This window comes from Staphylococcus rostri, assembly GCF_002902145.1.
Taxonomy (GTDB): Bacteria; Bacillota; Bacilli; order Staphylococcales; family Staphylococcaceae; genus Staphylococcus; species Staphylococcus rostri.
In genome coordinates this window covers 1-20,644 of the sequence record NZ_PPRF01000017.1, presented here as the reverse complement: position 1 = coordinate 20,644, position 20,644 = coordinate 1, and the positions used below count along the sequence as shown (strand labels likewise).

Below are 20,644 nucleotides of genomic sequence, written 5' to 3'. Positions count from 1 at the left end.
TTTACCAAATGATCTAATGGAACAAATAGCAGTCTGCTCAAAAGTGACACAAAATAAACCTATATAACAGCTACAGAATCAAGTACAATATAGGTGTTAAATAAAATGCGCTAGTGGAGGGATTAGAAATGTCGATTGAAAAACCGACTAAAACGATTGAAGACACGTATGCATCACGTGGGATTGTTGAAGGCATTATCAGTAGCGTTGCGATGAAAGAAGTTATGCTCGATCGCACGATGCCACGCTACATTTTAAAATCTATGATGTCAGGATTTTTACTTGCGATTGTTACAATTTTCATGTTAGCGATGAAAACACAAATGGCAGGCGCTTTACCTGGTGTTGTCAACTTAATGGGCGCTTTAGCATTCAGTATCGCCTTAGTATTAATTGTACTTACACATTCAGAACTATTAACAAGTAACTTCATGTTCTTAACGATTGGTATGTACTATCGCACAATTAGTATCGCAAAATCAATGTGGCTATTTGCTGTATGTTTCCTGGGAAATATTCTAGGCGCTTTTGTCTTATTTGGTCTCTTATACTTCACACAAGTTATGACACCAGAAATGATTGAAGCATTGACAAAAACTGTCGCAGCTAAAACCGTAGAACCAACATGGTATGCGATTTTAGTTAAAGCCATCTTTGCGAACTTCTTTATCAACATTGGTATTTATGTTTCATTAATGTTTAAAGAAGGCATGACAAAAACATTCTTTATTGCAGCTGGCGTTGTTATCTTCGTATTCATGGGCTATGAACACGTTGTTTACAATGCAGGTCTCTTTGTTGGTATGTTATTCAACAATGTAGATGCCGTTAGCTGGTTAGGCGTACTTAAAAACATCGTCTTTGCCTTTATTGGTAACTACATCGGTGGCGGTATTATGATTGGCTTACTATATGCTTATCTCAATGGTTCACCAAGAAAATAGTTAAACAAAAAAATCCGCCTAATCAGCGGATTTTTTATTATCTATTGTTGAGCTGCTTTCTTACGGCGTGTCATCACTTTCAAGCCATACGCGAAAATACCGTAACCTAATCCTGTTTGTACCGCCCACTTCAAAAAGCCTTCTGACTTACAGCATTTATTTAAAAGTGCTGGTAACGCTGTACTCGCAACATATAATCCTAATACTTTAACATAACGTTGATTCATCATAATCTCTCCCTGTTATTAAGTTAAAACCTTAGATACATCATTTCAATTGTAGCACTTATGTTACCATTCATACGCAATCAAATTCTGACAATTTATTGAATGGCGGTCGTCAACTTTGTGTCACACAAATTTAAGATGACACTGCCAAGAGGTTGGGACAAAAGCGTTTAGGATTTGAGCAGAACCGAACGATGAGCAAAATTGCTTTTTGATTTTGCCGAAATCGTGGCAGTTCTGTCGGAAATCCTGCTTTTGGACACCGTTTATCGATTTCCCAGTGCTTAAATTTATTGTATCCCAGCCTTTCCTACCCGTTTGCTATCCTCAAGCAAATGACGTGCTTTTAATGATTTAACACTTTAAATTTATATTTGTGAATAAATTGTGACCATTTTATGAACATTATAAAATATTATTATTTTTGTATTTATTGGCTGATACAATGAAACCACTTACAACAAGAAGGGGCGTTAAATATGGGAACAACACAGAAGAAACAATCCGGAATTACATTTAAGCCGGTCTGGTTTATCCTTGCATTTGTTGCGTTAATCGCAATCTTACTCATACCAACACCGGCAAGTTTACCAGTGATGGGGAAATGTGCGCTTGCTATTCTGGCATTCGCTGTCATCTTGTGGGTCACTGAAGCTGTGAGCTATCCCGTCTCAGCGGCGATTATCATTGGACTCATTATTCTGCTACTCGGTTTCAGTCCAGTGCAAGATTTAGCCGAATCACTTGGCAATCCAAAAGCTGGTGGTGAACCGATTACAGGTGCTACAGCATTAGGTACAAGCAATGCGCTGAAGCTTGCTTTTAGTGGTTTTTCATCAAGTGCCGTTGCATTAGTAGCTGCTGCCTTATTCTTAGCAACAGCCATGCAAATCACAAACTTACACAAGCGTTTGGCACTATGGGTATTATCACTTGTAGGTAATAAAACAAAACGTATCGTTATCGGTGCAATTATCGTTGCGATTATTTTAGCATTCTTCGTACCATCAGCGACTGCACGTACAGGTGCCGTTGTACCAATCTTACTCGGTATGGTTGCTGCATTTGGCGCAAGTAAAAACAGTCGTCTTGCGGCATTACTCGTTATTACAGCTGTTCAAGCAGTCTCACTCTGGAACGTGGGTATTAAAACAGCCGCTGCACAAAACATCGTAGCCATTAACTTTATCAACAACCAACTCGGCCATGATGTCTCATGGGGCGAATGGTTCTTATACGCTGCACCATGGTCAATCATCATGTCAGTTGTACTATATTTTGTTGTATTAAAAGTCATTCCACCTGAACAAGATCAAATTGAAGGCGGTAGCGACCTTGTAAAACAACAACTCGCTGAATTAGGACCAATCACACCTAAAGAATGGCGTTTAATCGCGATTTCTGTCGCATTACTCGTTCTTTGGTCAACTGAAAAAGTATTGCACCCTATCGACTCATCATCTATTACATTATTGGCATTAGCAATTATGTTAACGCCAAAAATCGGTATTATGAGTTGGAAAGAAGCAGAAAGTAAAATTCCTTGGGGGACAATCATCGTATTCGGTGTCGGTATCTCACTAGGTAACGTATTATTACAAACAACAGCAGCACAATGGTTAAGTGATAAAACATTTGGCTTAATGGGCTTAGAGCACTTACCACTCATTGCGACAATCGCATTGATTTCAATCTTCAACATCCTAATTCACTTAGGATTCGCAAGTGCAACAAGCTTATCATCTGCCTTGATACCAGTGTTTATTTCATTGGCATCAACGTTAAGCCTTGGCGATCACGCCATCGGTTTCGTATTAATTCAACAATTCGTCATCAGCTTTGGTTTCTTACTCCCTGTAAGTTCACCACAAGGTATGTTGGCATACGGAACAGAAACATTCACTGCCAAAGACTACTTAAAAATCGGCTTGCCATTAACAGTCATTGGTTATATCTTAGTCATTATCTTTAGTATGACTTACTGGCAATGGCTTGGTCTTTTATAAAATAAGACATATTGAAAGAGCACGAGAATGGGGGAAACATTCTCGTGCTCTTTTCGTTTAACATCTCGGTAACATCACGTTACCAACTAAGGAGGTGTTTTTGGGTATAAGGTTTAGGGATTGTTATATCTGCTTTCACTTGATCCATATGGGAATCGTATAACGTTCTAGTCTGTAACAAATAGGTTTTTATCTCTAACAAGATAACCACATTTTAAGAAAGTGTCTATTTCTCTAATCATTTGTTACAGCTAAAATGCCATTATACTTGAGGAAGAACATCTCAATGTCTCAACCTCTGTATCTATCATAACGTGATTTCTCCTCTTTCACATCGGACATGAGTTTGAACTTTAACTCCGACTTACGCATGAGATATATTTGATACTTACATACGCGCCATTGTTTCCGTTCGACTCTCGTAACATCGTTTCATGACACAATCAGTTTGACACTTGAATGGGTACAGAAAAAGATTGCGTAGACGTCAAAAGGTGCGAAAAAAACGATAAACAGTCCCTCAACCTCCAGTCACCTATTGTAAATCTGAAAATCAACACCCTATCACCACACTTGCTCTTTTCATCTCTTTCTACACTTTAAGTATCAACTTCCAAATTATAAAACTTACTATATAAGCTATTAAAAGCATAAACTGACATTCTTTTTATGATTAAGTAGCGAAAGTTCTTTACTAATCGACGTGTACATATTAAACAAAGATTACAAAAGTTTATGTCTGAAAATTATCAATCTTAGAACTTTATGCCGTTCACAATTAAGACAAAAACGCTTATTTGCTTAAACGCTTTTATCCTTTAATGCGAAACAGCGTCAACGCGGTGCGTCATATCAGCTTTTTGGAATGCACATTTTTTCACAATATAAATAAATATTTTATATAATAATTTATTTGATTTACCATTGAGATTTGTTCTCACTAAAACCCTATTGCATACGCTTTCAAAAGCCCTTATGATGAGAATGCATTCGAGAGAGATTAAAAAAATAAAATAGATTTAGAGAGAAGGAAATGTTTATGGATTTCATTTTAGGTATTGGTACTTTACTCGTAGTTTTACTCGCAATGACTTTATTCTTAAAGTTTGCACCAAACGGTAAGGTCAGCTTACAAGCCCTTTCAGGTGCGGCTTGTGCGACATTCTTACCAGAAGCGTTCTTGAAATACGCAATCGGGGGCGTTTTCCACATTGACTACTTCGTCAAAATCGGGGAAATCGCAGGAAGCTTGAGCGGGGTTGCTGTTGGTATCCTAACTTGCTTAAAGTTCGGTGTTAACCCTGTATTCGCAGTTTTAACAGGTCTTGTATTATTCGACTTCAAATTATTACCAGCATTTATCGCAGCTTACTTCGTTGCATTCGGTTTAAAACAAGTCGAAAAACGTGTACCTGAAGGCTTAGACTTAATCGTTGTTATCTTAGTTTCACCAGCTGTCGCATACGGTATTGCATCAATTGTATCACCAAGTGTTATCGCAGTATTAAAACAAATCGGTACAGCCGTAACAGCTGTTGGTGACAACAACCCTTACGCATTAGCATTAGTAATCGGCGCTATCGTACCAGTTGTAGGTATGACACCACTTAGCTCAATGGTATTCACAAGCTTACTTGGCTTAACAGGTATTCCAATGGCAATCGGTGCATTCGGTTGTATGGGTAGCTCATTCGTCAACTTCGTGTTATTTAGAAAACTTAAAATCGGTAACCCAGGTAAAGCCTTCGCGGTTGCTATCGAGCCATTAACACAAATTGACATCATCGCAAAATACCCTATCCAATTGTACGGTACAAACGCAATTGTAGGTGCAATCAATGGTTTATTCATCACTTATATGGGTATCGTAGTAAACCAACCAGGTATGGCAACACCAATTGCTGGTCCAATCGTAGCACTTGGCTTTAACGAAGTCGTACCAACAGTGATCACAATCGTTGTTGTTGCAGTAATCAGCATTATCTTAAGCTACATCATCGGTACATTTATGAGCAAACGTAATCTTAACTTTAATTTCAAATCAAATAAATTAAACAATCAAACAAACTAAGGAGCGAATTTATTATGGCACGTACGAAAGACTTTCAAAGTGCATTCGATATTATCGGTCCAGTTATGATGGGCCCTTCCAGTTCACATACAGCAGGTGCTGTGAAAATCGCTAAGGCTGCGCGTGCAGTCTTAGGCGGTACACCTGAATCTATCGAAGTTCACTACTATGAATCATTTGCTGAAACACACAAAGGACATGGTACAGATTTAGCAATCGTCGGTGGGTTACTTGGTTTTAGTACATTTGATGAGCGTATCAAATCATCTACTAAAATCGCAAAAGAGCAAGGTATTCCTTATGAATTTATTGAAGAAAAAGGCACAAGCTTAGGCGAACACCCAAACTGTGCACTGATCATTCTTGAAAAAGACGGACGTCACGTTGAGTTAAACGGTATCTCAATCGGTGGCGGTGCTTTCAAAGTAAAAAGCATTCACGTAAATGGTATGTGTATCTTATTATCACACACGCCTAACCTACTCGTAATCGATGGAGAATGTGGTATTTCAGAAGTCAACCACTTAATCAACGAGCTTGTCGAACACGGTGTAGATATTAACGAAGAAATCAAAACAATGAGCGGCGAACGTTGCCTACTCGCATTACATTTAAATAAAGCTATGAACGCATCATTATTAGAAACATTAAGAGAGAAATATTCGAGCCTTAATTTCTCTTACATCGAATAATCAGGGGGAGAACAATCATGTTTGATTCAATGAAAGAATTAATAGAATATGCAGAGCAAAACGACACAACTTTTTCCGAAATTATGATTGCACATGAGATGGAAACACGCGGTATGACACGTGAAGAAGTCTACGGTTTAATGCAACAAAACTTAGATACAATGCGCGACGCTGTTGAGAAAGGTTCAACAGGTGAAGGCGTTAAAAGCGTAACAGGCTACACAGGCCAAGACGCGATTAAAGTACGTAAATACAATGAAACACATAAAGCCCTTTCTGGTAGCGACATGATTACTGCCGTACAAGGTGCGATTGCTACAAACGAAGTCAACGCAGCAATGGGTATTATCTGTGCAACACCAACAGCAGGGTCATCAGGTACAATCCCAGGCGTATTATTCAAATTAGAACAATCACACGACTTAGATAACGATCAAATGATCAAATTCTTATTCTCAGCATCTATGTGCGGTATGATTATCGCAAACAACGCATCAGTTGCGGGTGCTATCGGTGGTTGCCAAGCAGAAGTTGGTACAGCATCTGCCATCGCAGCAGCTGCAGCCGTTGAAACATTCGGTGGTACACCTACACAAGCTGGTCACGCGATTGCAATCAGCTTAGCAAACTTACTTGGTCTTGTATGTGACCCAGTTGCCGGATTAGTAGAAATCCCTTGTGTTATGCGTAACGCAATCGGTTCAGGTAACGGCTTAATTTCAGCTGACCTTGCCCTTGCAGGTGTTGAAAGCCGTATCCCAGTAGATGAAGTTATTATGGCAATGGACACTGTAGGTCGTAACTTACCTGCGTCATTACGTGAAACAGGTATCGGTGGGCTTGCAGGTACACCAACAGGTCAAGCGATTAAAGAAAAAATCTTTGGTACTTCTAACAAAGACGAAGTATTCTCATAAACAACACAAGTTATATATATTGAAGTTTGAGATATCGAGCCTATCTCAAACTTCTTTTTTATGTCGAAGCACCTTTCTCTTCCCTATCTCACAAGATTAAAATCCTACAATTTATTTTGCCCAAAACCTACATTTTTAATTGCCGATAACATCTTCTCCTTTCCTTCTATATACATATGTAAAATAAATTTATCGCAGAATTTTCTGAAAAAAGCTATCTTTTTAATTTAAAAAATGTTATAACTGATTTAAGACTTTTCAATCAATTCAAAACATCGATAAAAAGGAGCTGAGAAAGATGCTTAAAAAGTTGGCGTTATTATTTTTAGCACTCGTCATTACAACGACCATCGCTGAGACGTATTTAATTGCAGGCACATGGCAATATCTGCTCATGCAATCATTTTCACTCAGTATCATTGGTTTTTTCATTTATAACTATGTCGTATTTCGTCTGGAAGAGAACAAGGCATCTTCGTCAGCTCCCGTACAACAAGAAGTCGATGAAGAACCTTTCCACAAAGGCATACTTGAAAAAAATAAAACCATTCAATAGATGATATATTCATTAAGCATGAGACTGGCCATTAAGTCGCCAATCCTCATGCTTTTTTGTTTGATATGAACCGTTGAAGGGAGGCGTATCGCTATGCGTCTGAAATATATTAAATGGTTATATTTGTTGACGATATTGTCCTCGAGCTTATTTTACGCATTTTGCACAACAAAAATTATTGCCGATACACAACTATCACCATTCACAGTCATTCTGCTAAGTACACTGATCGAACTCTTTATATATGTTGATCTTAACTACCTGAAAAAGCTAACACAACTCAGTACGAGATACGTCAGCATGATTGGCATTGGAGTATTTTTCCTTGCCCAATTACTCTTTATATTAGAACTGAATGTCTATGTGATTTTACTGTTAACTTATGTAGCTTGTAGTCTACTCTTCAATATGTATTTACTGTGTCTGGAGAATCAAATTATCGGATTAGATGGCAATACACGAAACGGTCTGATCAGTATTACGTTATTAAGAAACTTATCAAAAATTATTGGTTTTGGACTAGGTGCATGTTTTCAGGCTATTTCTATATGGCATTATACATTCATTTTATTATTTACTTTTTTAATTTTGTCCAACGTAAATATTAAAAATTCCGAATGCCATTTAGCACCTTTCCTCCCCTTCAAAAATTTAAATGGCAAAGCACTGATTGGGTTATTACTATGCTTAGGCAGTGTATCTGTTTTTACCATTCCAACACTTATACAAGATTTAGACGAACGTAATCTGACAGCATATAGTACTTTACCATTTGTGTTACCCGGTATGGTTTCAGTACTTTATTTGCGCTATTTCAAACATACACACTTTAATAACAATGTGTTCTTGAAAAGCATGACATATGTAGGATTGATTGTGCTATATCTGGTATTCCGATACTATGATGTTTTAATCTTTACAAGAATGATCATCATTGCGGTCATCATAACATTAAGTATCGCAATCACAATCGATGTACGTACACAATTCATACGTCGAAACACACAAGTCGCACTCTAAAACAGGGGTATTTCCAGCGCATTCTACAGGCGTTAAGGAATATATTTATATTTTAAAAGGGCATGTAACGATCGAATTGACAGAAAATAGGAACCAACAACGATATCATCTACAAGCAGGCGACTCATTTTATTTTGAAGCACACAAAGATCATCAATTTATCAATGATGCAGATGAACTTTGTGAATATATGCTAGTCATTGATTCTAATAAATCTATCAATAGACACTAAACTTATGACACCATAAAAATAGGTCAACAACACTTCTCTCAAGTATTGTTGACCTATTTTTATATATATTATTAACTTCTGTGATCGTTAATGTCGATAATTTTCGAACTATCGTATTTATATTCTTTGTCTAGAATTTCCATATATTCATCAAATGTATGACCATGGAAGACCCAGTTACGCATTTTCATAAAGATTGGTTTCACTTTGTTTTGATGTGTCGCTGTCACACGTTTGCGTAAAATACCGTCATTGACAAGTGACAACATGACATCCGCAACCATATCATATGAAATCGCATGTTTCATCATCGTTAACAATTCAATGTTTAATTGGTCTGGTGTGGCACCAAAGTTGTTATCCTTAATCACACTGCGGTCTAACCAAGATAAGAAGTCAATCATATCTTCATCTGGTAAGTTGAAAACGTTCTTTTCAAAATACAACATATCTTCTACTGTTTCAGGCATATAGTAATGCGCTTCTTTTAAGAAATGTGCAAATTCATCTTCTTCTAGTTGTAAGCCTAAAGAAACAATTGCACCGTTAACCAAACGATAGTTTACATTTTCAGGGGCAATACGTTCACAACGCTTCACAAAACGTTGAATGTCCATCAATGTATTGTCTTCATCTAAATATGTTTTAAAGACATTTTGAAGTTGTGTATAAGAATATAAGCCGTATAAGTTTGTTGCCGCTTCAAACACACGATATTTACGAATTAATGCCTGTAACGTTGCGTCTTCTTGTTCAATATACGCCTCTACTCGCTCGGCAATCTCTGCAGGAATTTCTAATACAGATAACCCGTTGTCTTCTTCATCTACATTAAATACCAAGTAACAATCTGGGAATGTGATTGGCGAAATAAATGGTAACATCTCTTTACTATAATGATGTGTCAACGCAAATGCTAAGCGTTGATCGTTGCTCATTTTATCAATTTCTTCCTTAATATATGCATCAGTCACAAGTTCATCGATAAAGTGAACGAGCATTTCATCTTTTTTCATGCCAGAGTAACCTTTGATGCCATGTGCTTTACACAGCGCCTTAATCTCTTCAACAGTTGTCGCTGACATCAGTTCAATAATCGAGTTGGGCTGTTCAGGTAAAATCCCTCTCTCCATCATTGCCTTTTCAAATTCTGCTCTTTCTTCATCAGTTAAACCCTCTAGTAAACCTGATAAAAAGTCATTCTCTTGATTCATATCCTCACCCATTCATTCATCATGATACTTTCATTGTACAGAGTAACCGACACTTTGTGAAACCCTTTTTCCTGAATTCCATACAGTCTACCAGTATTTGTTCAAAACCTATACATATTCATCCAATGTATTTCTGAAATTTTATCATTTGTCAAATAAATCTATGTTAATTAACGATTAATTTATGTCCGAATTATATCCAAATAAAAGCCAAAATTTGACAACTATAAAGCGTTTTCAAAAATTGCGTGATTTTGTTCACATGGATTGTTATACTGATTGTGAAATGATGAACATAACCTAATTGGAGGTAGAACATATGATTAAAGAACCGAAAAAACAAAACAATGCATGGTCCGGATTCAAAACTGGTCGTTGGACACGTACGGTTGATGTACGCGAATTCATCCAACTGAACTTCACAGGTTACCAAGGTGATGATAGTTTTTTAGCAGGTCCTACTGAAGCAACAACAAAATTATGGGATCAAGTGATGCAACTATCGAAAGAAGAACGTGAACGTGGCGGCATGTGGGACATGGATACAAAAGTACCTTCTACAATCCTTTCTCACGATGCAGGTTATCTTAACCAAGAATTAGAACAAATCGTCGGCGTTCAAACAGACAAACCATTCAAACGCTCGATGCAACCATTCGGTGGTATCCGTATGGCAAAAGCTGCATGTGAAGCATATGGTTACGAATTAGACAAAGAAACAGAACGCATTTTCACAGAATATCGTAAAACACATAACCAAGGTGTATTCGATGCTTACTCTAAAGAAATGTTAGCTTGCCGTAAAGCTGGTATCATCACAGGTCTTCCTGATGCATACGGTCGTGGTCGTATTATCGGTGACTATCGTCGTGTTGCATTATACGGTGTAGACTTCTTAATGGCAGAAAAACAACGTGACTTTAACGCTATTTCTTCTACAATGTCTGAAGATGTGATTCGTCTACGTGAAGAAGTTTCTGAGCAATACCGTTCATTAAAAGAATTAAAAGAACTAGGTGAACGCTACGGATTCGATTTAAGCCGTCCAGCTGAAAACTTTAAAGAAGCTGTTCAATGGTTGTACTTAGCATACCTTGCAGCTATCAAAGAACAAAACGGTGCTGCAATGAGTTTAGGTCGTACTTCTACATTCTTAGACATCTATGCTGAACGTGATTTACAATCAGGTACAATTACTGAGTCTGAAGTACAAGAAATTATTGACCACTTTATTATGAAGTTACGTCTTGTAAAATTCGCACGTACTCCTGATTACAACGCATTATTCTCTGGTGACCCTACTTGGGTAACAGAATCTATCGGTGGTGTAGGTATCGACGGCCGTCCAATGGTAACGAAAAACTCATTCCGTTTCTTACACTCTTTAGATAACTTAGGTCCAGCACCAGAACCAAACTTAACAGTATTATGGTCTACACGCTTACCTGAAAACTTCAAACGTTATTGTACGAAGATGAGTATCCAAACAAGCTCTATTCAATACGAAAACGATGATTTAATGCGTGAAAGCTATGGCGACGACTACGGTATCGCATGTTGTGTATCTGCAATGAAGATTGGTAAACAAATGCAATTCTTCGGCGCACGTGCGAACTTAGCGAAAACATTATTATACGCGATTAACGGTGGTAAAGATGAAAAATCTGGCGACCAAATCGCACCAACATTTGCACCAATCGAATCTGACGTATTAGATTACGATGAAGTATATGCACAATTTGATGAAATGATGGAATGGCTTGCTGGTGTATACGTTAACTCATTAAACGTTATCCACTACATGCATGACAAATACAGCTATGAACGCATTGAAATGGCGTTACATGACACAGATGTTCACCGTACTATGGCGACTGGTATCGCTGGTCTATCTGTTGCAGCTGACTCATTATCTGCAATCAAATATGCAGAAGTACGCCCAATCCGTGACGAAAATGGTCTTGTAGTAGACTTCGAAACAACTGGCGACTTCCCTAAATACGGTAACAACGATCCACGTGTAGATGACATCGCTGTTCAATTAGTAGAAAGCTTCATGAGAAAATTACGTAAACACAAAACATACCGTGATTCTGAACATACAATGAGTGTATTAACAATCACTTCTAACGTTGTATACGGTAATAAAACTGGTAACACTCCAGACGGACGTAAAGCAGGCGAACCATTCGCACCAGGTGCTAACCCAATGCACGGTCGCGATGCCAACGGTGCATTAGCATCATTATCATCTGTTGCTAAATTACCTTACGACTGCTGTAAAGATGGTATCTCAAATACATTCAGTATCGTACCAAAATCATTAGGTAAAGAAGCACATACACAAGAACAAAACTTAGTAAGTATTTTAGATGGTTATGCGTTACAACATGGTCACCACCTAAACATTAACGTATTCAACCGTGAAACATTATTAGATGCGATGGAACACCCAGAAGAATATCCACAGTTAACAGTTCGTGTATCTGGTTATGCTGTAAACTTCATCAAGTTAACACGCGAACAACAACTGGACGTTATTTCTCGTACATTCCACGAAACAATGTAATAACGAGGTTGTGAGAGGAGTGGTTTGGGCTTAAGCAGAGCAAAAACAGTGTTCTGCTTGAGCACCACCCTTTCTCAACACTAATGATAATTAATGACAGGAAATAGAGGGATTTACTATGCTGAAAGGTCACATTCATTCAATAGAAAGCTTAGGTACTGTAGACGGCCCTGGTCTACGTTACATTATCTTTACACAAGGCTGCTTATTACGTTGCTTATATTGTCATAACCCCGACACATGGAAAGTGAATGAGCCGTCAAGAACTGCAACATCTGATGAACTTGTGGCTGAAATCACACCGTATCTCCCTTATTTCCAAGCATCTGGAGGCGGTGTCACAGTAAGTGGTGGCGAGCCGCTGCTTCAAATGCCATTTATTGAAGAGTTGTTCCAGAAGTTGCAAAGTCATGGGATTCATACGTGCATTGATACATCTCTTGGCTGTGCAAACGACACGGAAGCTTTTAGAAAGCATTTCGACCAATTGCTCCCCTTCACTGATTTATTAATGGTCGATATTAAACATATTGATAATGAAAAGCATAAACGATTAACAGGAAGACCTAACACCCATATTTTAAAATATATTCAGTACTTAGCCGATAAGAAGCAACCAATTTGGATACGCCACGTCCTTGTGCCAGGCCTAACTGATGCCCCAGAGGACCTGCGTGCACTTGGCGAATTTATTAACCAGCTTGGTAATGTAGAGAAGTTTGAACTACTTCCTTACCATCAGCTTGGCGTTCATAAATGGGAAGCACTTGGCATTCCGTATGAACTTAACGATGTTGACCCTCCAACAGATGAAGATGTAGAAGCGGCGTATCGCTTGGTAAACTTTAACGGTGTTACCCCCTTAACATCAATTGGCTAAAGGTATACGAAACAGACATACTCCTACCTATATAATAAATAGAATGAAAGAGCTACACGCAAACCCCTGTGCGTGTAGCTCTTTTGATTATGAGATAGGAAACCCGACAAAGCTGATTTTCACACCGGTCACTACTGCCATCTACAAATCAATTGGCATATAGCTTCAATTAAACTTCGTCATTCGCTGTGAAGCGGTAAATCTCTGGTTTGTACAGCTTAAGTACTTTGCAGAATAATGTGTTCACGATAAAACCAAGTACTAATGGAATGATAATAAATACGAATGTTACAAGAAGTACATTCACAAATGTGTCGTGTGTTAGAAACTCTAACGCTTTAATCGGTCCAACGAGTCCAACGATACCGAACCCTGCTGTTTCTTTTGTTCCTTGGATGCCAACAATAGCGCCTACTGCTCCTGTCACACCTGCCGTTAAGCCGATTGGCAGTAACATCACTGGATAACGAATAATATTCGGTACCATCATCTTCATACCACCAAGGATAATAGCAATTGGCACACCTAACTTATTCACACGTAATGTACCGACAAATAATACCGCAGCTGCCGCAGCAACGCCAATTGCTGCTGCACCGGCTGCCAACCCTGAAATACCAATCGCAAGACCAACCGCAATTGTTGATATTGGAGATACGATAATAAATGAAAAGAGAATGGCGATTAAAATACACATTAACACAGGTTGTAATGTTGTTAACGTATTGACGAGACTACCGATGGCTAATGTAATTTTGCTGACATAGGGTAATGTCAAAGTCCCTATTAGTCCTGGAATGCCACCGACAAGAATCGGCAGTAAAATAATCGTCAAACTACCTAAGCGGCCTTTTAATAGTAAGACCATCAACACGGCTATTGAAGCTGTAAGCATCGTATTGATCAAGTCACCAATACCGGCAATTTGCCAACCCGCTTCTGTGGCTTTGGCTGCCCCCGAACCAACGTATGACGCCGCACCAACGACAGCTGTTTCCATTGGATTCAACTTAAACTGCAACGCGATTAACACACCGACCATTAACGGCAAGGCAAACTGAATGCCTAAAACCACATGATGCAATGTCCCAAAAAACGCAATATCCTTACTTAAATACTGAAATAAGCCGCCTAACACTGCATTGGGAATTAGACCTGCAACGATCGCAACGGCTAAACCATTTAATACGTTAAACGTAAACTTTTTAAACGTCATTTTTTCATTTGTGCTTGTTTCCATAGATGCGCCTCCTATATTTGAATTCAATTCTTATCGTTATTATACGCTATTACACGGTATTTTTTAGGATTATTTTGAGATAGTTTCAAGTTATTTTAAATTTCAGTCAATAACTTTCTAATTCCGACTTTACTTATAAGATTTATCATGGTATTTTATTCATCAAGGAGGCGTTCAGCATGTTAGAAGTCAAAAACTTACACCAACAATATCATGATAAACCTGTATTAAACGGGGTTTCATTCTCTCAAGCACAAGGCACAGTTACTGCCATTATCGGTCCAAGTGGCTCGGGTAAAACAACGCTATTACGTACGTTAAATGCACTCGTTCAACCACAACAAGGAACGATTTCCATCGATGATATATCTGTTGATTTTGGACATTCGACCAAACAAGATATTAAACAACTGCGCAGTCAATCTGCTATGGTCTTTCAAAATTACAACCTATTCAGCAATAAAACTGCGCTAGAAAATATAACGGAAGGCCTTATTTATGGTCAAAAGTACAGCAAGCAAGAAGCAGAACAAATTGCTTACGACCTGCTAGACGAAGTCAACCTACGTCAACACGCACACCACTATCCGATTCAACTCTCTGGCGGTCAAAGTCAGCGTATTGGCATCGTCCGTGCACTTGCGTTAAATCCAAAATTATTGCTATTAGATGAACCGACATCCGCGCTCGACCCTGAGTCTGTATCCGGTATCCTAGCATTGATTCAAAAAATTGCACAACGCGGCATGACGATGACTTTAGTAACGCATGAGATTCAATTTGCCGAGGCTGTTGCCGATCAAATTATCTTTATCGACAATGGCGAAATCATTGCGCAAGGTTCACCACAACAAGTTTTACACGAACGAGAACATCCGCGACTCAAGCAATTCTTAGATCGTGTTAGCACAAAGCAGGTGGTCGTATGAAGCGTTGGTTCCATATATTACTCATCGCCAGCTTAGCCATCTTACTCGCAAGCTGCCAACAACAGACAACATCGAATGGCCAACATAAAAAAGTCGTTAAAGTGGCCGTCTCTGCGGAAGTCAATCCGCCCTATTTATATACAGATGAAAATAATAAGTTTATTGGCTTAGATATGGATTACATGCATTTATTGGAGAAAAAGTTGCCGCAGTATGACTTCCAATATGAGATTGGGGAAGAAGAAGCGAACTTAGTCGGCCTAGGTGCAGGTAAGTTCGACATGGCCATCAATTGGTTCTTTAAAACGCCTGAACGCGAAAAGAAATTCCTTTATCAGGATGAACCGTACAGCTACTCATTAACAATGTTGGCGGTTCATAAAGATAACAACTCGATTCATGGACTTGATGATATGACAACACACCGCTTAACGCCTATGGCACCGAGTGGTGGTCTGTATTCTATCTTGTCACGCTACAACGAATCACACGATGAACAAATTGACATCGACACGATCCATTCACCATCTAACGGCGATAACTTAAAAATGATTTCGCAAGGTCGTCGAGATGCGATGTTTATCAACTGGAATACGTATACGGCTATTCAATCAGTACTCGAACAAGACGTCAAAATCGGTGGCATCGTGACGAAAGAGCCTTTACATATCGTATACAACAAGAAGCATCAACAACTTCATGACGATATTGATCGTGCAACAAAAGAATTAAAAGAAGAAGGTAAGTTACAAGAATTATCACATCGCTATTTTGATATTGATATTTATCAAGACTTAGACGTTATTAACAGCAAAAAAGACGCATTGGAGGTGCAATAACATGAACGTTGAATGGCTCAAATTATTTGAACAAGTTTTACAGCAACTGCCTTTAACTCTCGTGATGATTGCCTTTGCGTTAGTTTTTGCGCTTATTTTAGGACTGATACTTGCGGTAATACGCATTCGTCGCACACCGATACTCAATCCTGCTGTGCGCGTATTTTTATCGTTTAGTCGTAGTACACCGCTTGTATTACAATTATTTCTCGTGTATTTTGCATTGCCACAAGTATTGCTATTTGTCGGTATCGATATTAACCAGTTCAGCCGACTCTTTTTCGCAATTCTGGCATTCACTTTGCATTCAGGGGCTTATCTGTCAGAAGTAATACGTGCGGGATACCAATCCGTCCCTTACGCACAAGTAGAAGCCGGTCTAACGGTGGGATTATCTTATCCGCAAGTCATTCGTCGCATTATCGTGCCACAAGCATTACGCAATAGTTTACCAAACTTGACGACGCAAATTATCGAACTCATCAAAGATACATCTCTGGCATTTACGATTGGGATTATCGATATGATGGGACAAGTCCAACTCATCATCGGCAATAACTATGGACTCGGCATGTTAGAAGTCTACATTGTCATATCTATTATTTACTGGGCACTGGCACTCATCGTTCAAGGTGCATTGACACTTGTCTCTCATCGTACAAGTCGCCCATATCAAGTATAAGGAGGAAACCACTATGTCATTTATGATTGAAGCATTTCTAGAAGTTTTAAAAGGGGTTCCTTATACACTTGCAATTTCTATTGTCGCAATGATCGTTGGGTTGCTTGTAGGAAGTCTTTTTGCGTTGATTCAGTATCGACGTGTCCCTGTATTATCACAAATTATCACTGTGTACAATTCATTTATGCGCAGCACACCGCTTATTGTGCAGTTATTTATTTTTTATTATGGCTTACCGGCACTTATTTTAGCGCTTAATGCACAGTTCAACTGGCAGCTCAATCCAGATATGTTCCACCCACTGGCAATCGCATTCGTCGCCTTTTCACTTCATGCCGTGGCGTACTTGTCCGAGAGTATTAAAGGCGGGTTGTTGGCCGTATCACATGACCAGTATGAAGCGGCTCAAACAGTGGGTCTCAGCAGATGGCATGTGTATACTCGTATCGTCTTACCACAAGCATACGGTTATGCGTTACCAAATATTGCGAACCAATTCATTATGCTTATCAAAGGGACCTCACTCGCCTTTGCCATTCAAATCCCTGAAATTATGGGAGTTAGCACAGTCATCGCCAACGAAGGCTATCGCTTTGTTGAAGTGTATACGATTGCGGTTATTTTCTATTGGGCAGTCGCAATCGTCTTAGAATATATCTTTCATCGTTTGGAATTTAGAACAACACGTTATTTACATGTATAATAGCCTTTCATTCTCACTGGATTTTATGAGAATGAGAATCAATTAGTCACTTTTTCTTAACAAAATTAGCCTTTTCCCTAATGTTCAATTTATCACAAAGGGCGTATACTTGTGATATAACTCATATAGAGAAAGGATGTTCGAAATGATACAATCAACAGAAAAAGTGGCAGACGTCGTTACAAAATATCCAAAAACAGCTGATGTGTTCCGTAAGTATGGCATCGACTTTTGTTGTGGTGGTCAAATCTCAATTGATGAAGCGGCTGCAGACAACAAACGCGTAGATATAGATTCATTATTACCTGAGCTAGAAGAGGCAAGTAAAATCCAAGGAGAAGGTATTAATCCTAGCTATTTAGATGTCCCTTCACTCATCCAATATATTGAAGCACGTTATCATGAAACATTACGTGAAGAGTTCAAACAACTGACACCTTACGTAACAAAGTTAGCACGTGTACACGGTCCAAACCATCCGTACTTGGTTGAATTGAAAGAGTTATATGACACATACAAATCAGGCATGTTAACACATACTGAAGAAGAAGATAACGAAACATTCCCTAAATTAATTCAAGCACATAATGGTGAAACAGTACCTGACCTTGATGAAGCGATTCAATCATTAGTAGATGATCATACAGGTACAGGGGAATTACTCGAAAAAATGCGTAAGTTAACAAACGACTACCAACCACCAATGGAAGCTTGTGGTACTTGGCGCCTTGTTTACAACCGTTTAGAAGCATTAGAAGCAGAAACACACGCGCATGTTCACCTTGAAAACCACGTGCTCTTTCCAAAAGTAAGTGCATAATAACGACATAAAAAAGCTGGCATAGCGCCAGCTTTTTTGTTTGTATATAGGATTCAATTACGTCGCTGCACCTGAAGAAGCCGCACTTTGTGTCATTTCATGATATTCAAATGCGACATGAAAAAGCAATACGAGTAACAATGGCGAATACTGCTCTGTATCATGTACTGTAACGTTGTGTTCCGTTCTAATTTTGAAGTAACTTGATTTCGACTTAAGTATTTCCACATCACGCGCATCGGTTACAGTGATACTATGTGATAAGGCACCCAGCTTCCACGCTAGTCTTTCCCCTTGTAATGGTACATAGACTAATTTTTGACGTAAAAAGCTCATCGTCACTTTAAATTCACCAATTAATTGATGATTATGGTAAACATGCCAACTCGGGACGAACCATGAGCGAAATGACTTTTGACGTTGAACATAATAAATATCTTTGCCATCTGTAATTTCATATTCCTGATTCAACGCACTGACCCATCTCGAGAATTTACCGCGCTTCTTTTTATGCAATACACGTAACATCATCACGTGTTCATCTTGTTCCGTATACACCGGCATTTCTTTCGTTGATGCATCCCAAAAATTATCCTTATAATGATATGTTTCCATACCACTCACCCCTTATTCATAATTTTATAAAAACGTGCCATATTTTCCGCCCATCTCGTTAGCGCATCCTGTCCTTGTTCGAGCGCTTCTGCCAATGTCATCGGTCCGGAAGACAAACTGTATACCGCATCAATACCGTGATCGTACACCGCTTCATACCCGTCACCGATCGTTCCTGCAACCGCAATGACCGGCTTGTGATAACGTTTCGCCGCCTGTGCGACTCCCACAGGCGTCTTACCGAATGCCGTCTGCCCGTCAATGCGCCCTTCACCTGTCACGACTAAGTCACTGTTCAACGCATAGTGTCGAAAGTTCGTGACATCTAACACAATATCGACGCCGCTACGTAACGTGACAGGTAAGCATGCCAATAGCGCTGTTCCCAAACCTCCCGCAGCACCTGCGCCCGGTATCATTGCCACATCTTTCCCTACATCTCGTTGGATGATGTCATGATAATGTGTCAGTGCTTGCTCAAGGATTGGGAACGTCTCCTGCGTCACCCCTTTTTGTGCACCGTACACCGCCGTTGCTCCTGATGGCCCAAGCAATGGATTCGTTACATCGCATGCAACCTCAATGTCAACGTGCGCCAAACGGGGATCGAGTTGCGTCGTATCGATGTGTGCAAGCTGTTGCAACGCTGCACCACCGAACGCCAACGCACGTCCTTGCGCATCACATAACTGCACGCCCAATGCTTGCAAAAAGCCTGCACCGCCATCGTTCGTTGCACTGCCACCAATACCGATAATCATACGCGTCACGCCACGGTCCAACGCATCACGTACAAGTTCACCCGTGCCATACGTCGTTGCCTCAAGTGGATTTAACGTTTCAGGCGTGAGTAAGTCTAATCCAGATGCTGCCGCCATTTCAATAATGGCCGTCGTACCATCAAATGCCAAGCTGTACGATGCATCGACAGGTTCGCCTAATGGCCCTGTAACTGTTTGCGTGACCCATGTTCCATTTAACGCATCATGCAGTGATTGGGTTGTCCCTTCACCGCCATCTGCCATTGGCACTTTGTAGTAAGCCCATGTATCGCCCATGACCGAACGCCAACCACGCTCAATCGCTGCTGCCGCCTCCATCGCAGTCATACAACCTTTGAATGAATCTGGTGCAATTAATAGTCGTTTCATAAGCCGACACCTCTTCGTTGATTGTTACTTATATTATATCGCTAAAAATTGTAAATTTCAGTTAATAGGGAGCACTACAGAAATCTCATGCGTCAGCAAAGATTTCGTTGTAGTGCCCCGGCAAGGCTGACTAGTTGGCTGACAAGCTAAAAGCGCAGTCAGACATCAGTCAGCTACTGCCACTAAATATAAATAATCCAGTAAATGCAATAGGTAAAGTATCAAGATAATCTCTGTTAAAGAGCAGAAATCTCATGCGTCAGCAAAGATTTCGTTGTAGTGCCCCGGCAAGGCTGACTAGTTGGAGGACAAGCTAAAAGCGCAGTCAGACATCAGT

Annotated in this window: 20 protein-coding genes; 15 read left to right on the top strand and 5 right to left on the bottom strand. The window is 39.4% G+C overall.

Annotated elements, in window-relative coordinates; all coding sequences use genetic code 11:
- Positions 1-128 precede the first annotated feature (128 nt).
- A complete protein-coding gene (locus CD122_RS02725) occupies positions 129-944 on the top strand; it encodes a formate/nitrite transporter family protein (protein ID WP_103357469.1) in 816 nt (271 codons plus the stop codon).
- 41 nt (positions 945-985) lie between these two features.
- Here CD122_RS02725 and CD122_RS02720 read toward each other — a convergent pair whose 3' ends face one another.
- Positions 986-1,171, bottom strand: coding sequence for a hypothetical protein (locus CD122_RS02720; protein ID WP_103357468.1), 186 nt, complete (start codon positions 1,169-1,171; stop codon positions 986-988).
- Positions 1,172-1,650: 479 nt separating this feature from the next.
- On the opposite strand from CD122_RS02720, the gene CD122_RS02715 reads away from it, so the two are divergent.
- From CD122_RS02715 to CD122_RS02685, 7 genes are all read left to right on the top strand, one after another.
- Positions 1,651-3,177 carry an SLC13 family permease gene (locus CD122_RS02715; RefSeq protein ID WP_103357467.1) on the top strand — a complete coding sequence of 509 codons (1,527 nt, stop codon included), beginning with the start codon at positions 1,651-1,653 and terminating at the stop codon, positions 3,175-3,177.
- Between the two features lie 1,039 nt (positions 3,178-4,216).
- The gene (locus CD122_RS02710) at positions 4,217-5,248 is read left to right on the top strand and encodes a PTS sugar transporter subunit IIC (RefSeq protein ID WP_103357466.1); all 1,032 of its coding nucleotides are present in this window, start codon (positions 4,217-4,219) and stop codon (positions 5,246-5,248) included.
- Between the two features lie 14 nt (positions 5,249-5,262).
- Positions 5,263-5,940 carry an L-serine ammonia-lyase, iron-sulfur-dependent subunit beta gene (gene sdaAB / locus CD122_RS02705; protein WP_103357465.1) on the top strand — a complete coding sequence of 226 codons (678 nt, stop codon included), beginning with the start codon at positions 5,263-5,265 and terminating at the stop codon, positions 5,938-5,940.
- Between the two features lie 17 nt (positions 5,941-5,957).
- Complete coding sequence (gene sdaAA, locus CD122_RS02700) at positions 5,958-6,857, top strand: L-serine ammonia-lyase, iron-sulfur-dependent, subunit alpha (protein WP_103357464.1); 900 nt, start codon at positions 5,958-5,960, stop codon at positions 6,855-6,857.
- Positions 6,858-7,155: 298 nt separating this feature from the next.
- The gene (locus CD122_RS02695; RefSeq protein ID WP_103357463.1) at positions 7,156-7,413 is read left to right on the top strand and encodes a hypothetical protein; all 258 of its coding nucleotides are present in this window, start codon (positions 7,156-7,158) and stop codon (positions 7,411-7,413) included.
- A 300-nt stretch (positions 7,414-7,713) separates the two neighbouring features.
- A complete protein-coding gene (locus CD122_RS02690; protein WP_142381175.1) occupies positions 7,714-8,433 on the top strand; it encodes a hypothetical protein in 720 nt (239 codons plus the stop codon).
- The gene (locus tag CD122_RS02685) at positions 8,387-8,665 is read left to right on the top strand and encodes a cupin domain-containing protein (RefSeq protein ID WP_103357461.1); all 279 of its coding nucleotides are present in this window, start codon (positions 8,387-8,389) and stop codon (positions 8,663-8,665) included. Before CD122_RS02690 ends, CD122_RS02685 begins: the two co-directional genes overlap by 47 nt.
- Before the next feature lie 71 nt (positions 8,666-8,736).
- On the opposite strand, the gene CD122_RS02680 is transcribed toward CD122_RS02685, so the two are convergent.
- Entirely contained in the window at positions 8,737-9,879 is a 1,143-nt protein-coding gene (locus tag CD122_RS02680; protein ID WP_142381174.1) for a hypothetical protein, read from the bottom strand.
- Between the two features lie 319 nt (positions 9,880-10,198).
- Here CD122_RS02680 and pflB point away from each other — a divergent pair, with 319 nt between their 5' ends.
- On the top strand, positions 10,199-12,448 hold the full coding sequence (gene pflB / locus CD122_RS02675; RefSeq protein WP_103357459.1) for a formate C-acetyltransferase: 2,250 nt from the start codon (positions 10,199-10,201) through the stop codon (positions 12,446-12,448).
- 118 nt (positions 12,449-12,566) lie between these two features.
- On the top strand, positions 12,567-13,328 hold the full coding sequence (gene pflA, locus CD122_RS02670) for a pyruvate formate-lyase-activating protein (protein WP_103357458.1): 762 nt from the start codon (positions 12,567-12,569) through the stop codon (positions 13,326-13,328).
- Positions 13,329-13,497: 169 nt separating this feature from the next.
- On the opposite strand, the gene CD122_RS02665 is transcribed toward pflA, so the two are convergent.
- The gene (locus CD122_RS02665; protein WP_103357457.1) at positions 13,498-14,568 is read right to left on the bottom strand and encodes a PTS sugar transporter subunit IIC; all 1,071 of its coding nucleotides are present in this window, start codon (positions 14,566-14,568) and stop codon (positions 13,498-13,500) included.
- A gap of 179 nt (positions 14,569-14,747) precedes the next feature.
- Here CD122_RS02665 and CD122_RS02660 point away from each other — a divergent pair, with 179 nt between their 5' ends.
- The 5 genes from CD122_RS02660 (at position 14,748) to scdA (ending at position 18,541) form a co-directional block, all read left to right on the top strand.
- Positions 14,748-15,497 carry an amino acid ABC transporter ATP-binding protein gene (locus tag CD122_RS02660; RefSeq protein WP_103357456.1) on the top strand — a complete coding sequence of 250 codons (750 nt, stop codon included), beginning with the start codon at positions 14,748-14,750 and terminating at the stop codon, positions 15,495-15,497.
- Complete coding sequence (locus CD122_RS02655) at positions 15,494-16,336, top strand: transporter substrate-binding domain-containing protein (RefSeq protein ID WP_103357455.1); 843 nt, start codon at positions 15,494-15,496, stop codon at positions 16,334-16,336. The genes CD122_RS02660 and CD122_RS02655 overlap by 4 nt, the downstream gene beginning before the upstream one ends.
- A gap of 1 nt (position 16,337) precedes the next feature.
- Entirely contained in the window at positions 16,338-17,018 is a 681-nt protein-coding gene (locus CD122_RS02650; RefSeq protein ID WP_103357454.1) for an amino acid ABC transporter permease, read from the top strand.
- Positions 17,019-17,031: 13 nt separating this feature from the next.
- Positions 17,032-17,721, top strand: a complete 690-nt coding sequence (locus CD122_RS02645; RefSeq protein WP_103357453.1) for an amino acid ABC transporter permease — start codon at positions 17,032-17,034, stop codon at positions 17,719-17,721.
- A gap of 145 nt (positions 17,722-17,866) precedes the next feature.
- Positions 17,867-18,541, top strand: coding sequence for an iron-sulfur cluster repair di-iron protein ScdA (scdA, locus tag CD122_RS02640; protein ID WP_103357452.1), 675 nt, complete (start codon positions 17,867-17,869; stop codon positions 18,539-18,541).
- 57 nt (positions 18,542-18,598) lie between these two features.
- Here scdA and CD122_RS02635 read toward each other — a convergent pair whose 3' ends face one another.
- Both CD122_RS02635 and CD122_RS02630 read right to left on the bottom strand, forming a co-directional pair.
- Complete coding sequence (locus CD122_RS02635; protein ID WP_103357451.1) at positions 18,599-19,156, bottom strand: hypothetical protein; 558 nt, start codon at positions 19,154-19,156, stop codon at positions 18,599-18,601.
- Positions 19,157-19,161: 5 nt separating this feature from the next.
- A complete protein-coding gene (locus CD122_RS02630) occupies positions 19,162-20,307 on the bottom strand; it encodes a glycerate kinase family protein (RefSeq protein WP_103357450.1) in 1,146 nt (381 codons plus the stop codon).
- Between the last annotated feature and the right edge of the window lie 337 nt (positions 20,308-20,644).